Here is a 14,349-nt window from a genome sequence, read left to right on the forward strand (position 1 = left end):
AGGATTTACGAGTACCAGGTCGGTTCGGGCAGCTCACCGGTGAGAACCCAGCGGCCCACCTCGCGACGCTTGTAGGCCACCGGGTCGTGCAGGGTGTGGGTTCGCACGTTGCGCCAGAAGCGGTCGAATCCGTACTTGCTGGCGGTCGCACGCGCGCCGAGCGCCTCGAACACCGTCGAGGTGATCTCGAGCGAGACCTCGGTGGCGCGAGCCTTGACTGCGGCCACCCGAACCTCGTGCTCACCGCGCTCCTCGGCGGTGACGTTCCAGGCGTTGTCGTGAATCTTCTGTCCTTCCAACGCAACTGCGTCGGCGAGGGCTTCGACGGCCCAGAGCTTGGAGGTCAGATCGCCGTAGATGTCGATGATGTACGGCTCGTCCACGGCCTTGTCCACTGTGCTGTGCAGCCACGCACGGGTCTTGTCCTTGGTGTACGACGCCGCCTCTTCGAGGGCACCTCTCGCGATCCCGAGGTAGAAGTTGACGAACACCAGTTGAATTGTCGGGACGTTGAGGGTGTTGTAGACCCGCGGCTGAAAGGCCTTGTCCACGAAACCTGCTGCGCTGGCCCAATCGACACGAACCTTGTCGATGGTGACGCTGCCGCTCTCGGTCTGACGCTGGCCGATGTTGTCCCAGTCGTCGTGGAAGGACAAGCCCTCGATGTTCGACGGAACGATCGCGAACACGTGATCGGTGCTGCCCTCGAGCGCACCCTCGAGCACGGTGACGTCGGAGACGCGGCTGCCGGTGGAGAAGGTCTTGGAACCGTCGAAGACGATGGTGTCACCCTCGTCGGTGACAGCGACGTCGTTGTCGCGGGGGTTGACTGCTCCGCCGAAGAACCACCTGTTCTTCGTGGCGTCGGCCTCCACGGCCTCGATCTGCTCGGGAGTACCGACCAGGCGCGCGGCCCAGAACCACAACAGGTGATAGCCCAGCAACTGGCCGATGGAACCGTCGGCCTTCGCAACTGTGCGAATCACCTGATATGCCGTCGGCCAGTCCTGGCCTGCGCCGCCGTGTTCGACGGGGCCGAGCAGCGTGACGAGGCCTGCATCCTTGAGCAGCTGTACCTCGGCCGTCGGGACCTCACGCCCCTTGTCGCGAGCGACGGCATCGACGGCGAGGAGTTGAGCTACCTCTCCCGCGCGGGAAATCCATCCGGCAGCGGTGGTGGGTGCGTCGGGCCAGTTCTTGGTGAGAGCACGATTTTCTGTGGTTGTCATGACGCACAGTGAAGTCCTGCGCCGAAGCAATGAACACACTTCGATTCAGCGGGATTTTAAAGCTGCACAAACGGTCCGATTCGCACCTCGAAAACATGCTCGCGGACAGATAGTTCTGATTTGTAACGACTCACGACATCCAGCGATTAATGTTGTGCACATCACAAACCGGCGGGTCCGAGCGCTCGCCCTCCCCAAGGACGTCCCCTATGCGCAAGTCACTCTTCGCCACCGCCGCCGCCGGTGCCCTCGTTGCTGCCGTCATCTCCCCCGCTGTCTCGAATGCCGTACCCACCAATGTGACGTTCACCGTCACGGGAGGTGCACTCACGATCACAGCCCCGACATCCCAGGCGCTGACCGTCACCGGTAACACAGCGAGCGGAGGCATCACCCCTGTCGTCGTGTCCGACCAGCGACTCGGAATCAATGGCTGGACGGCGTCGGCGATCAGCACCGCGTTCGACAAGCCCGCGCCGGACCCCGCGTCCATCCCTGCGACCGCAGTCACCTATTCCGCACCGCTCCTGCCTGCGCGTACAGGCGTCTCGACGGTGGCCGGAATACTGGTTCCTCAGACCATCGACTCCAACAAGCCTGTGGTCACCGCGACGGCAGTCGTCGGAGCGAACACCGCTACCTGGACCGGCACCGTCTCCGTCGCTTTGCCCAGCGATGTCGTGGCCGGTACGTACACGGGTGTTGTCACGCATTCGGTCGCCTGATCTGTACATGTCACTTCATCGGGGATTGGCTGCCGGAGTCCTCACCGTGCTGATGTTCGCCTCGGCGTTCGTCACGCAGGCTCCGGCGGCCGCTCAGCAACCGGCCGAACCGACACCGGTGGGCAGCGTGGGTATTCGCTTGCTCGAAGCGCCGGTGTCCTTGCAGGACGATCCGCGTGCGCTGGCGTACATCATCGACAACCTGCCTCCTGGAACCACGATCACCAGACGAATCGAGGTCAGCAACAGCAGCGATCAAGAGCAGCCGATCACCCTGTACCCCGCTGCCGCATCGATAGGAGCTGACGACTCCGGCTTCGAGGTGGGTGACGACCGCGCTGTCAACGAGCTCACGACGTGGATGTCGGTGACGCCGACAGACCTCGCGCTGGCTCCGAACTCCGCGGCCGAAGCGGTCGTCACCATCGCGGTTCCACCCGACGCCGCCGAAGGTGAGCAGTACGCCGTCGTGTGGGCGCAAACTGCCGGTGCCCCAACCGGAACGGGCATCCAGAACGTCAGCCGCGTGGGTATTCGTACGTATCTGTCGGTGGGACCCGGCAACGGCCCGGCTGCCGACCTGGAGATCGGCGATGTCACCGCGTCACGCAACGACTCGGGCGCGCCGGAGATCGTTGCCGCCATCTCGAACACCGGCGGGCGAGCCCTCGACCCAAGTGGAACCGTGGAGCTGTCGGGAGGTCCCGGCGGGATTTCGACTGCCCCGGTGAAGGGTTCGGGCGGATCAATTGCGCCAGGGCAAACGGGAAGCGTCACCTTCACGCTGGCCCCTGCGCTCCCTGCCGGTCCATGGCAGGCAGCGGTCACCATCACGAGTGGTTTGGTGAGCAAGACATCCGGCGTCGAGTTGACGTTCCCGGATCAGGGCTCGGTGGCGGCGGAGGAAACATCGTCGGATTCCGGCACACCGGTATGGATCTGGGGACTCGCGGCGCTGGTCGTCGTCGCGATCGCAGCCGCAGTCGTCGCGGTGATGCGGCGACGTAAGGTCGGTTGAGATGCGACGCCTGGCGGTAGCCGTCGGGTTGGCGGTGGCTCTTGCGGCCACCACCAACCCGACTGTCTCCGCTCAGCCGATTCCCGATTCGTCTGTAACCGAACAGGTCTGCGCGGTTGAAGCAACCGTAGTACCTACGCCAACGATCACCGTTCCGCCGACCACCTCGGCCGCGCCGCCCCCGACGTGTGCAACTCTCGTTCCTGGGGCAACTGCCAGTAGCGACACCCCGTCGACACAGGTGAGCAGGACGGAAGAGTCGACCGAGTCCTCGATAACCGCATCGACACCGCCGACAACCGAAGAGGTCGGTCCGGCGGTCTCGACCCCGGCCCCACCTGCCGACACCACCTCGTCGGTGCCCACTGTCAGCCTCCCGACAACCACGGTGCCTGCACCGACAACCTCATTGCCTACGACGATCACTGACCCTCGAAAACCGGCTATCAGGGCTGCGGCACCTGCCGTGGCCGCAGACAATCTGCTCAATATCGCGGCACCGGTTTCGATCGCGGCACCATCGAGCGTCACGCCGGGATCGACCTGGACAGCGACGATGAACATGGTCGTGCTCGGGGTCGGCACCGCTGGATGGAAGTCCGACGTCAGCCTGTCCAATTTTCGGGGAGCGAAAACGGGCCGAACGCTGGTCCCTACCTCGGCGACCTACAGCGCGCCGTCATCGCGGTGCACCGCGGGACTCGCAGGCAACTCCGGTGCTGTCAACGTCAGCCTGACTCCCACGCCCACCCTAGCCAAGACCGGCGGTGCACTCTGTGTGACGGATTGGATGTCGACGATATCGGTGGCCATCCCCAGTACGGGAGTCGTTGCCGACGAATACAGCGCAACCCTCACCCATTCGATCTACTGAGCAACGGTCATTCGCGCAGGATCTTGTCCATTTTCTTACCCTTGGCCAGCTCGTCGATCAGCTTGTCCAGGTAGCGGATCTTCTGCATCAGGGGGTCCTCGACATTCTCGACGCGGATGCCGCAGACGACTCCGGTGATCAGCGTCGAGTTCGAGTTGAGGTCCGCGGCCGCGAAGAAGTCGTCGAACGTCGTCTCGGCCTCGAGATGTCTATCGAGGGTCGGCTGATCGAACCCGGTGAGCCACCGGATGATCTCGTCGACCTCGGCTTTCGTCCGACCTTTGCGTTCGGCTTTGTTCACGTAGTGCGGATAGACCGAGCTGAACGCTGTGGTGAAGATCCTGTGCACGCGGATCAATCTAGACCCATCCGCATCAATGTGACATTGCACCGCCCAGACGCATGCAGTGGTCCATTGACGCGGAGCAGGGGGCACACGAAAAAGCCCGCCACCGAAATCGGTGGCGGGCTTTTCCAGAAGCGAGTCCTACTTGACGGACAGCGATTCCAGGATTTCGCGTGCGAGTGCAGCGGTCTCGGACGGCGTCTTGCCGACCTTGACGCCCGCGGCCTCGAGTGCGTCCTTCTTCGCCTGCGCCGTTCCCAGCGAGCCGGAGACGATGGCACCTGCGTGGCCCATGGTCTTGCCCTCGGGAGCGGTGAAGCCTGCGACGTAGCCGACGACCGGCTTGGTCACGTTGGCCTTGATGTAGTCGGCTGCACGCTCTTCGGCGTCGCCGCCGATCTCGCCGATCATGACGATGACCTTGGTGTCGGGGTCCGCCTCGAACGCCTCGATGGCGTCGATGTGGGTGGTTCCGATGACCGGGTCGCCGCCGATGCCGATGGCCGTCGAGAATCCGAAGTCGCGGAGCTCGAACATCATCTGGTAGGTCAGCGTGCCGCTCTTGGAGACCAGGCCGATGGGGCCGGTTCCCGAGATGTTCGCGGGCGTGATGCCGACGAGAGCCTCACCGGGAGTGATGATTCCGGGGCAGTTCGGGCCGATGATGCGGGTCTTCTTGCCCTTCTCCACGTTGTAGGCCCACGCGTACGCGGAGTCCTGCACGGGGATGCCCTCGGTGATGACGACGAGCAGCGGGATCTCCGCGTCGATCGCCTCGACGATGGCGTCCTTGGAGAATGCCGGCGGCACGAACGCGATGGACACGTCGGCTCCGGTCTTCTCCATGGCCTCGGAAACCGAAGCGAAGACGGGCAATTCGATGTCGTTGCCCTGTGCGTCGACGTGCTTGACCGTGGTTCCGGCCTTGCGTGCGTTGACGCCGCCGACGACCTGGGTGCCTGCCTTGAGCATCAGGGCGGTGTGCTTGGTGCCTTCGCCGCCGGTGATGCCCTGGACGATGACCTTGTTGTCCTTGTTCAGAAAGATAGACATTGTTTCCTCTACTTCGCTGCCAGCTCGGCGGCCTTGTCGGCGCCCTCGTCCATGGTTCCGGCGAGCGTCACCAGAGGGTGCGCGGCGTCGGCGAGAATCTTGCGGCCCTCTTCGACCTTGTTGCCGTCGAGACGGACGACCAGCGGCTTGTTGGCGTCGTCGCCCAGCTTCTTCAGCGCGCCGACGATGCCGTTGGCCACTGCGTCGCACGCGGTGATGCCGCCGAAGACGTTGACGAACACGCTCTTGACCTGCTCGTCACCAAGGATGACGTCGAGGCCTGCGGCCATGACCTCGGCCGATGCGCCGCCGCCGATGTCGAGGAAGTTGGCGGGCTTGACGCCGCCGTGTGCCTCGCCCGCGTATGCGACGACGTCGAGGGTCGACATGACCAGTCCGGCACCGTTTCCGATGATGCCGACCTGTCCGTCGAGCTTGACGTAGTTGAGGTCGTTCTCCTTGGCCTTGGCCTCGAGGGGATCGGCTGCGTCCTTGTCCTCGAACTCGGCGTGGCCGGCCTGACGGAAGTCTGCGTTGGCGTCGAGCGTCACCTTGCCGTCGAGGGCGAGGATCTGATCGTCCGGGGTGCGAACCAGCGGGTTGACCTCGACCAGGAGAGCATCTTCGTTGATGAAGACCTCCCACAGCTTCTGGATGGTCACCGCAGCGGCGTCGAGCACCTCGGCGGGAAGCTTGCCCTTTTCGGCGATTTCACGAGCAAAAGCAAGGTCGACGCCCTTGACGGCATCGACCGGGATACGTGCGAGTGCGTCGGGGTTCTCCTCCGCCGTCACCTCGATTTCGACGCCACCCTCGACCGAACACATTGCGAGGTAGGTGCGGTTGGTGCGATCGAGCAGGAAGGAGATGTAGTACTCCTCGGCGATGTCGGAAGCTTCTGCAACGAGAAGCTTCTTGACGACATGGCCCTTGATGTCGAGTCCGAGAATCGCTTCTGCGTTCTCGGTGGCTGCTGCGACGTCCTTGGAGTACTTGACGCCGCCGGCCTTGCCGCGGCCGCCGACCTTGACCTGTGCCTTGACCATTACTGGCTTGCCGATTTCTTCGGCAATCTCTGTTGCTCCGGCGACCGTGTCGGTAACACGGCCTGCGGAGGTGGGTACGCCATGCTTGGCGAACAATTCCTTCGCCTGGTATTCGAAGAGATCCATCAGCTCACCGTCTCGTCTACGTTGACGCCCGCTCCGTCGGGTGTGAGCGGGTCTGAGCATGGACTTTATCCAGGTGCCTCGACGGCGTATCGGGCGCATGCATGCTATGTGGCCTATCTCACCGCTGCCGGCTCGTTGAAACGGGCGTCACCGATCTGCGCGGCGGGCCGAAAGTGCCGCCGCGACAGCGAGAACGAGGATTCCCGCCACCGACGGCAGCACGCCGGGTCCCATCTCGGGATCGGTGGCGCGCGCGGATGTCAGCGGCCACGACGACAGATGCACGATGCCCGCGACGGCTGCGGCAGCGAGCAGGACGGCACCGCGAGCGGACCTGGCACGCGCAGCAACGACGGCAGCGACGATCACTCCGACGGCGAGCAGCATCTGCCCCCAGGTATCCCAGCCCCACGGAAATTCGGTGACGGTCGCGGCCGTCAGGTCGCTGCCGCGATACAGGGGCAGCGCCAGTCCCACCGCCAGAAGTACGGCTCCGATCGATCCGGTACCGAGCACCACACCATCGGTCGCGGAGTCCTGGGACGTGTCGACATCGTCGCGCTCGGCAGATCCGGCGAACAGAGCCAGCACTCCGGCGGCAGCCGCGGCGACGACGCCTGCGATGATCCCCAGCGCGCCGACGCCGGTGTTCACACCCTCCACGTCCTCGGCGAGCACCACCGACTGGAGTACCGCCGCCGCAGCGGCAACCGCGCCGAGCCAGAACATCGACACGAACGGTCGCGCGGTCGAGGCGAACTCGGAGAACAGCAGCGGCACCGAACCCAGAATCATCACGAACCCGGCGACCAACACCACGCGAGTGGCCAATATCTGCGGCGCGGCGATCCCCGAGTCGGTCTCCAGAATCGGCAGCAACGATCCGAGAACGAACAGCACACCGGACAGCACGCCTGCAGTTCCGGCTGCCGCATGCCACCGCGTCGTTCCGGGACCGGAGACACCGCGGACACCGCGCGAACCCGTCTCGCGCTGCTGCGCTCTCTCCAGTGCTCGACGGTCACGCGCCGCGGCGACGGGCGCGACCAGTGCGCCACAGATCAGCAGTCCGAGCCCTGCGACCGTCCCCAGATATGCACCGAGTCCGGCATCCACCCGGTCACCGGTACCGAGGCCCGCGAGCAGGCCGACCCCGGCGAATCCGAGCACCCCGAGCCCGGCTCCGACGGATGCGCCCGACGCCACCTGCGGCGACAGTGCGGCCAACGCCGATGCGGCCACCACGAGCGCCGCGATACCGACAACTGCGGAGCCCACCGCGACGAACACCGGCGACTCCACCACTGCCGTCACGATCACGACCGGATCGGACGAGCGGTACAGCGAGGCGAACGCTGCAACGGCCGCAAGCACACCGAACGCGCCGAGCAGCCCGGCGAGCATCGGCCCGACGCGCCCCGCCGCCGCCCGTCCCACGTGTTCGGAATACACCGAGTGGCCGTACCCGTCACCGAGCCCGGCGCGATGCACTGCGGACCACCCCGCAACACCCGCCAGAACCGACACAGCGTGACCGACGAGCAGAACATAGGCGCCCGGGGTGGCGTCGAGCATCGCGGCGCTCAGCGGGCGGAAGAGCTCGAGCCGATTCGCGTCGATGGGATCGGCCAACAGAGCAACGTCGAGCAGTGTGAATCCGAGCGCCACCGCGCCGTATCCGGCCAGCAGGGCCGCCGCAAGCTCGACGCGTTTGCCCGCAAGGCCCACCGCGGCTCCGATCACCACGAGAACGGGGACGGCACCGGCCAGGATCGCGGCCACTACTGCCCCGTCACCCACCGGCGACCCGTCGGCGCTGCGGACGACGCCGATCAGTTGGGCCGCGACCGTGGCAATCGCAGCGATCAGAGCGAGTACGACGGCAAGCGCGCCACGCGGGGTGGGCGACGGATCGTCCGCTCGGCCGAACTCTCCGTCCTGAGGTCGGATCCGTTGCGGTTCCGCTCGCTCGGAGCCGCGGGCGGACGAGTCGTCGAAGGTGGGAGTCGGCACTCGGATCACGGTATCGGCTCGATCGGTGCGAGAACCGTTACTGTCGCCGTGTGCCGTCCACGGGTTCTCGTGTCCGATTACGAATGTGGCCCGTCACGACATAACCGCTGGTCGACTTGTGAGCCATCTCACATATGCCGCCGGTTTCGGCTGTTAACTTGCGCGCCCCGCAATCATTTCGTTACCGTCTGCCGAGTCTTTCAGTAACGGCCAGGTCACGGATAACGGAGGTTGTAGGTCTTGCAGCAACACCGTGCGTCCTTCACTTCCAGCCGGTTCTCTCGACCCACGGCCGACGACGCGACCACGGTCTACAGCTACGAGCCCATCTCCGAACCCGCCGAGGACGACAGCGCGTACGACGCGTACTCCTACCCCGCGTACCGGTACGCCGAGGCCGAGTTCGTCGAGACCCCGTACATCGCAGCCGACGAGTCTCCGACCGTCGTCACCTCGTACGCCACCACCGCAGACGCCACCCCCGTGGCCCGTCGCGGAGGCGCACACCGTATCCCCCTTCCTCCCACCGCACTCAAGGGCCGAGCTGCCGTTCTCGCAGTCGCCGCAGGTGCGGTAGTCGCAGCAGGCCAAGCCGTCGTCAACGACGACTCACCCGCCGCAGTCGCCACCTCCGAGTACGCCCTTGCCGCAGGTGAAGCACCCGCCGCCGCAGCAGTCGCGGCCACCACCACGCCGCAGACCACCGAGATCGAAGCCGACTCGTCCAGCGCGACGCCGTCGGAAGCACCGCAGATCCTCAGCATCGCTGCACCGGTGGATCTGAGCCAGTTCAACGACCTGCTCGCCAAGGGCCAGCGCTTCAGCGAAGAGCGTGCCGCACGCGAAGCCGCTGCCCGCAGGCCCCTGTTCGCACTTCCCGCGCAGGGCACCTACACCTCCAACTTCGGCACCCGCTGGGGCGTACTCCACGCCGGCGTCGACGTCGCCAATGCCATCGGAACTCCGATCTACGCCGTCGCCGACGGCAAGGTGATCGACTCCGGTCCGGCCGCAGGCTTCGGCATGTGGGTTCGCATTCAGCACGCCGACGGCACGATCACCGTCTACGGCCACATCGACACCTCGACCGTCACTGTCGGCCAGGACGTCATGGCAGGCGATCAGATCGCGACCATGGGCAACCGCGGCTTCTCCACCGGACCGCACCTGCACTTCGAGGTACACCTTCCGGGCGAGGTCAAGATCGACCCGCTTCCGTGGCTCGCTTCCCGAGGCATCTCCCTCGGCCCCGAGATGGACTGAATTCTCCTTCGTCGCACAACAAGCCGGACCCCGCTTTCGCAGGGCCCGGCTTTTTCGTGTGCTGAAAAGACTCAGAGCTTGGTCATCGGGACGCCGCCGATGAGCATCATCTTCACGCGGCCGGCGGAACCGAAGTCGATCAACACCATCGCCTTGACTCCGGCACCGGTCGATTCCAGCACCGTGCCCAGGCCGTACTTGTCGTGGCTGACTCGATCGCCCACAGCGAGAACGAGATTGGAGTTGCGGCCCTTGGCGGCACCGAAACTGGGAGTCGAACTCTGCCCGCGATTCGACGATCCGCCGTACCCGCCCGAGCCGTAACTGTTCGATCCGTATCCGCCACCCGAGCCGTAACCTCCGGATCTGCCGCCGCCGATGGCTCGGCCTCCCCCGGTGCCCGGATCCTCTCGTCGCCAGTCGATCAGGTGCTGCGGAACTTCTTGCAGGAAGCGCGATTCCGGGTTGGCGATGGGCTGGCCCCATGCCGAGCGCATGATCGCGCGCGTGAGGTAGAGCCGCTGTCGCGCACGGGTGATGCCCACGTACGCCAGGCGTCGTTCCTCGGACAGTTCGTTGGGGTCGCCGAGCGCCCGCATGTGCGGGAACTGGCCGTCCTCCCAACCGGTCACGAAGACGACCGGAAACTCCAGACCCTTCGCGGTGTGCAGCGTCATCAGCGTCACGACGCCGGTGCCCGAATCGGGGATCTGATCGGTGTCGGCCACCAGTGAGACCCGTTCGAGGAACGCCGCGAGCGACCCCGGCTCGGCCAACCCGTCGACGCCACCGTCCTCGTCGCCGCTCTCGTCGTCCCCGGTTTCGAGCGCCTCCGCCGCCACCGCGGCCTGATTGCGCGCCTCGGAAGTGAATTCTCTTGCAACGCTGACAAGTTCGTTGAGGTTGTCGAGGCGCGCACCGTCCTGCGGGTCACTGCTGGCTTCGAGCTCGGCACGGTAGCCGGTGCGGTCGAGAACGGCTTCGACGACATCGCCGATGTCTGCGATGTCGTTGCCGTCCCCGTCGGTCGCGGTGAGCACTGCACGGAGTTCGTCGAGCAACTCCATGAACTGCGCGATCAACTTCTGCTGACGCGAGTTGAGCAGAGCCACCTTGCCTGCGGCCGCGTCGTGCAGAGCGCGCGAGAAGCTGATGTCGCGCTGCTCGGCGTGCACGGCGACACAGGCCTCGGCGCGATCGCCGATCCCCCGGCGCGGAGTGTTGAGGATGCGCCGCATGCTGACGGTGTCGTCCTCGTTGGAGAGCACGCGCAGGTACGCGACGAGGTCACGGACTTCCTTGCGCTCGTAGAACCGAACACCACCGACGACCTTGTACGGCAGACCGAGTCGGATGAAGATCTCTTCGAGCGCACGCGAGGAGTTGTTGGTTCGGTAGAAGACCGCCACCTCGTCGAAGCGCACGTCTCCGCCGTCGACGAGTCGGTCGATCTCCGAGGCAACGAACGACGCCTCGTCGTGCTCGTTGTCCGCGACGTAACCGACGATCAACTCGCCTTCGCCGGTGTCGGTCCACAGCTTCTTCTCGCGTCGGCCGATGTTGCGCGAGATCACCGCGTTGGCGGCCGAGAGGATGTTCTGCGTCGACCGGTAGTTCTGCTCGAGCAGGATGGTGCGAGCGTCGGGATAGTCGCGCTCGAATTCCTCGATGTTGCGGATCGTGGCACCACGGAATGCATAGATGGACTGATCCGCGTCACCCACAACACACAGCTCGCCCGGTGCAACGGTGCCCTCGAGTGCGCCGTCGGCGTCGGGGGTGCCGACCAGTTCACGAACCAACATGTACTGGGCGTGATTGGTGTCCTGGTACTCGTCGACCAGAACGTGTCGGAACCTGCGTCGGTAGTACTGCGCCACCTGGGGGAAGGCCTGCAGAATGCCCACCGTTTCGCCGATGAGGTCGTCGAAGTCCATGGCGTTGGCCGCCCGCAGCCGCTGTTGGTAGATGCCGTAGACCTTGGCCACCAGCCGCGGCAGCTCGGCGGGATCGCCGTCGGCGTCCTCCGCCGCCTTGTCGGGACCGATCAGCTCGTTCTTCAGGTTCGAGATCGCCGTCGAGAGCAGCCGCGCCGAGAACTTCTTGGTGTCGATCTGCAGATCCTTGGAGATCATCGTCAGCAGCCGCCGAGAGTCGTCCGCGTCGTAGATGGAGAAGTTCGAGTTCAGACCCGGCAGCAACGCAGCCTGCGCGCGCAGAATCCGCACACAACTCGAGTGGAACGTCGATACCCACATGGCGTTCGCTCGCGGCCCCACGAGTCCGGCGACTCGCTCACGCATCTCGGCAGCGGCCTTGTTGGTGAACGTGATGGCCAGAACCTGGCCGGGTGACACTCCACGCTCGGCGAGCAGGTACGCGATACGACGCGTCAGTACCGCCGTCTTGCCCGACCCGGCTCCGGCCACGATGAGCAGCGGAGATCCGGTGTGCACAACGGCCTCACGCTGCTGCGGATTGAGCCCTTCCAGCAGTGTGTCGGACGAGGTGTTCTGTCGGGATTGGAGGCCCTGGAGGAATGTGTTCATCGTCTGGTCAGGTTACCGGCGCGTACCGACAAACCCACATCCCGTGGTCGTCGGCCGAACCGACGACTTTTCAGGAGGGTTGACCCGTGGCACACTGGATCGGTGATCGAAAAAACCGTACGTCATCGCTTGCATCGGGTCGGCCGCTGTTCGGCCACGCGTGCAGGAGCCTGTCGATAGACGCAACGCCCCCGGTTCCGGACGGGAACCGAACGATCGGCGATGCAGTTCCGAATACGAAAGGCGTAACGGTGACGGACGACGCAACGATCCAAGATGTGACCCGAGGAGAGACGATGGCCATGACGACGAAGATCGACTCAGAGACCGCATTGCCCACCAGCGAAGCCGAGATCAACGACCTGCGCCAGGAAATCGACCGCCTCGATGCCGAGATTCTCGCCGCGGTTCGACGTCGATCCGAGGTCTCGCAGATCATCGGACGCACCCGCATGGCCTCCGGTGGACCGCGCCTGGTGCACAGCCGTGAGATGAAGGTTCTCGAGCGTTTCAGCAGCCTGGGCCAGGAAGGCCACACGCTGGCCATGCTCCTGCTCCGCCTCGGCCGCGGTCGTCTCGGCCACTGATTCCCCCAGGTCGGGCGCGCCGCGTGCGCACCCGACCTGCGTTCGTTCACTTCAGAGCGATGTACTTGGTCTCGAGGTACTCCTCGATTCCCTCCGATCCGCCTTCACGGCCGAATCCCGATTCCTTCACCCCACCGAACGGCGCAGCCGCGTCCGAGATCACTCCGCGGTTGACGCCGACCATGCCACTGTCGATGGCGTCGGCCACCCGTAGCGCACGATCGAGATTCTCGGTGTAGATGTACGACGCCAGGCCGTACTCGGTGTTGTTCGCAGCGTCGATGCCTTCCTGTTCGGTGTCGAAGCCGACGATCGGAGCCACCGGCCCGAACACCTCTTCCTTCAGGATTCTCGCGTCGGCAGGCACGTCGGTAAGAACGGTCGCCGGGTAGAAGTAGCCGTCGCCGCCCGGCGCAGTGCCCCCGAGTTCCACCGTCGCGCCCTTGGCCACCGCGTCGTCGACGAGTTCCTGCACGGTTTCGAGTTGGTCGGCATTGATGAGCGGTCCGAGTTTCGTATCGGGGTCGACGCCGGGGCCGAGCTTCATCTCGTCCATCTTCGCCACGAGCTTGGTGGTGAACTCCTCGCGCACGCTGTTGTGCACGTGCAGACGGTTCGCCGCAGTGCAGGCCTCGCCGCCGTTGCGCATCTTGGCGAGCATTGCGCCGTCCACCGCGTCGTCGATGTTCGCGTCGTCGAACACCACGAACGGTGCGTTGCCACCGAGCTCCATCGAGGTGCGCAGCAGCCGAGTCGCGGACTTCTGGACGAGAGACTTGCCGACGCCCGTCGAACCGGTGAAGGTGAGTTTGCGCATCCGCGGATCCTCGATGAGGGGTCCGGTGACGTCGCCGGACTTCGAGGTCGTCAGCACCGAGAGCACACCTTCGGGCAGGCCGACCTCGTCGAAGATCTGAGCGAGCAGCAGCATCGTCAGCGGGGTCTCACGAGCGGGCTTGACGACGATGGTGCAGCCGGCGGCCAGAGCGGGCCCGATCTTTCTGGTGCCCATCGCCAACGGGAAGTTCCACGGAGTGATCGCCAGTACCGGCCCCACCGGAGCCTTGGTGACGAGGATGCGTCCATTGCCCGCCGGGGCCGGGGTGTAGCGACCGCCGATGCGGACTGCTTCCTCGGCGAACCAGCGGAAGAACTCGGCACCGTACTTCACCTCGGCCTTGGATTCGGCGAGGGCCTTACCCATCTCCAGGGTCATCAGCAGCGCGATGTCGTCGGCACGTTCGGTGACCTTCTCGAACGCCGCTCGCAGAATTTCACTGCGCTCGCGGGCAGGTGTTGCCGCCCAGCTCTTCTGCGCCGCCGCAGCTGCGTCGAGCGCTTTCATCGCGTCGGCGGGCGAGGCGTCGGCCACCTCCGTCAGGGGCCGCCCGGTGGCCGGATCGTTCACCGGGAACGTCTTACCTCCTTCGGCGTCGACGGCCTTGCCGCCGATCCACAGTTTTGCCGGAATCGATTCGATCAATGCACGTTGGTCCATACCGTCCATGATGCCTCCGCAG

13 protein-coding genes are annotated in these 14,349 nt (G+C 65.2%); 5 read left to right on the plus strand and 8 right to left on the minus strand.

Features of this window, described 5'->3' with window-relative positions; all coding sequences use genetic code 11:
* Window positions 1-5: 5 nt before the first annotated feature.
* Entirely contained in the window at window positions 6-1,229 is a 1,224-nt protein-coding gene (locus tag NY08_RS11515; RefSeq protein ID WP_032395765.1) for an acyl-CoA dehydrogenase family protein, read from the minus strand.
* Between the two features lie 209 nt (window positions 1,230-1,438).
* Here NY08_RS11515 and NY08_RS11520 point away from each other — a divergent pair, with 209 nt between their 5' ends.
* Entirely contained in the window at window positions 1,439-1,954 is a 516-nt protein-coding gene (locus tag NY08_RS11520; RefSeq protein ID WP_032395766.1) for a hypothetical protein, read from the plus strand.
* 7 nt (window positions 1,955-1,961) lie between these two features.
* A complete protein-coding gene (locus tag NY08_RS11525; RefSeq protein WP_045196478.1) occupies window positions 1,962-2,972 on the plus strand; it encodes a hypothetical protein in 1,011 nt (336 codons plus the stop codon).
* Window positions 2,973-3,044: 72 nt separating this feature from the next.
* Here the strand turns inward: NY08_RS11525 and NY08_RS11530 are convergent, their stop codons facing one another.
* The gene (locus NY08_RS11530; protein WP_144407355.1) at window positions 3,045-3,536 is read right to left on the minus strand and encodes a hypothetical protein; all 492 of its coding nucleotides are present in this window, start codon (window positions 3,534-3,536) and stop codon (window positions 3,045-3,047) included.
* Between NY08_RS11530 and NY08_RS11535 the strand changes: the two genes are divergently transcribed.
* Complete coding sequence (locus NY08_RS11535) at window positions 3,529-3,846, plus strand: hypothetical protein (protein WP_143546216.1); 318 nt, start codon at window positions 3,529-3,531, stop codon at window positions 3,844-3,846. The genes NY08_RS11530 and NY08_RS11535 overlap by 8 nt on opposite strands.
* A gap of 7 nt (window positions 3,847-3,853) precedes the next feature.
* Here the strand turns inward: NY08_RS11535 and NY08_RS11540 are convergent, their stop codons facing one another.
* The 4 genes from NY08_RS11540 to NY08_RS11555 all read right to left on the minus strand — a co-directional run bounded on the left by NY08_RS11540 (window position 3,854) and on the right by NY08_RS11555 (window position 8,430).
* On the minus strand, window positions 3,854-4,195 hold the full coding sequence (locus NY08_RS11540) for a DUF2200 domain-containing protein (protein ID WP_032395770.1): 342 nt from the start codon (window positions 4,193-4,195) through the stop codon (window positions 3,854-3,856).
* Window positions 4,196-4,333: 138 nt separating this feature from the next.
* Window positions 4,334-5,245, minus strand: a complete 912-nt coding sequence (gene sucD / locus NY08_RS11545) for a succinate--CoA ligase subunit alpha (RefSeq protein WP_032381720.1) — start codon at window positions 5,243-5,245, stop codon at window positions 4,334-4,336.
* Between the two features lie 8 nt (window positions 5,246-5,253).
* A complete protein-coding gene (gene sucC / locus NY08_RS11550; protein ID WP_032395771.1) occupies window positions 5,254-6,417 on the minus strand; it encodes an ADP-forming succinate--CoA ligase subunit beta in 1,164 nt (387 codons plus the stop codon).
* Between the two features lie 147 nt (window positions 6,418-6,564).
* Window positions 6,565-8,430: a hypothetical protein gene (locus NY08_RS11555; protein WP_144407356.1), complete on the minus strand. Its 1,866-nt coding sequence runs from the start codon at window positions 8,428-8,430 to the stop codon at window positions 6,565-6,567.
* Window positions 8,431-8,670: 240 nt separating this feature from the next.
* Between NY08_RS11555 and NY08_RS11560 the strand changes: the two genes are divergently transcribed.
* Entirely contained in the window at window positions 8,671-9,693 is a 1,023-nt protein-coding gene (locus NY08_RS11560; RefSeq protein ID WP_045196484.1) for a M23 family metallopeptidase, read from the plus strand.
* A gap of 71 nt (window positions 9,694-9,764) precedes the next feature.
* Here the strand turns inward: NY08_RS11560 and NY08_RS11565 are convergent, their stop codons facing one another.
* On the minus strand, window positions 9,765-12,242 hold the full coding sequence (locus NY08_RS11565; protein WP_032395773.1) for a UvrD-helicase domain-containing protein: 2,478 nt from the start codon (window positions 12,240-12,242) through the stop codon (window positions 9,765-9,767).
* A 296-nt stretch (window positions 12,243-12,538) separates the two neighbouring features.
* On the opposite strand from NY08_RS11565, the gene NY08_RS11570 reads away from it, so the two are divergent.
* Window positions 12,539-12,829, plus strand: coding sequence for a chorismate mutase (locus NY08_RS11570; protein WP_032396247.1), 291 nt, complete (start codon window positions 12,539-12,541; stop codon window positions 12,827-12,829).
* Between the two features lie 46 nt (window positions 12,830-12,875).
* Here the strand turns inward: NY08_RS11570 and NY08_RS11575 are convergent, their stop codons facing one another.
* Complete coding sequence (locus tag NY08_RS11575) at window positions 12,876-14,327, minus strand: NAD-dependent succinate-semialdehyde dehydrogenase (RefSeq protein ID WP_045200238.1); 1,452 nt, start codon at window positions 14,325-14,327, stop codon at window positions 12,876-12,878.
* Between the last annotated feature and the right edge of the window lie 22 nt (window positions 14,328-14,349).

This window comes from Rhodococcus sp. B7740, assembly GCF_000954115.1.
In the GTDB taxonomy this organism is placed as follows: Bacteria; Actinomycetota; Actinomycetes; order Mycobacteriales; family Mycobacteriaceae; genus Rhodococcoides.

Bases quoted from the DNA above. Each gene is read 5' to 3' on its own strand.
- NY08_RS11515 (WP_032395765.1), bottom strand. From the start codon at position 1,229: ATGACAACCACAGAAAATCGTGCTCTCACCAAGAACTGGCCCGACGCA.
- NY08_RS11520 (WP_032395766.1), top strand. From the start codon at position 1,439: ATGCGCAAGTCACTCTTCGCCACCGCCGCCGCCGGTGCCCTCGTTGCT.
- NY08_RS11525 (WP_045196478.1), top strand. From the start codon at position 1,962: ATGTCACTTCATCGGGGATTGGCTGCCGGAGTCCTCACCGTGCTGATG.
- NY08_RS11535 (WP_143546216.1), top strand. From the start codon at position 3,529: ATGAACATGGTCGTGCTCGGGGTCGGCACCGCTGGATGGAAGTCCGAC.
- NY08_RS11530 (WP_144407355.1), bottom strand. From the start codon at position 3,536: ATGTTCATCGTCGCTGTCCAGGTCGATCCCGGCGTGACGCTCGATGGT.
- sucD (WP_032381720.1), bottom strand. From the start codon at position 5,245: ATGTCTATCTTTCTGAACAAGGACAACAAGGTCATCGTCCAGGGCATC.
- sucC (WP_032395771.1), bottom strand. From the start codon at position 6,417: ATGGATCTCTTCGAATACCAGGCGAAGGAATTGTTCGCCAAGCATGGC.
- NY08_RS11565 (WP_032395773.1), bottom strand. From the start codon at position 12,242: ATGAACACATTCCTCCAGGGCCTCCAATCCCGACAGAACACCTCGTCC.
- NY08_RS11570 (WP_032396247.1), top strand. From the start codon at position 12,539: ATGGCCATGACGACGAAGATCGACTCAGAGACCGCATTGCCCACCAGC.
- NY08_RS11575 (WP_045200238.1), bottom strand. From the start codon at position 14,327: ATGGACCAACGTGCATTGATCGAATCGATTCCGGCAAAACTGTGGATC.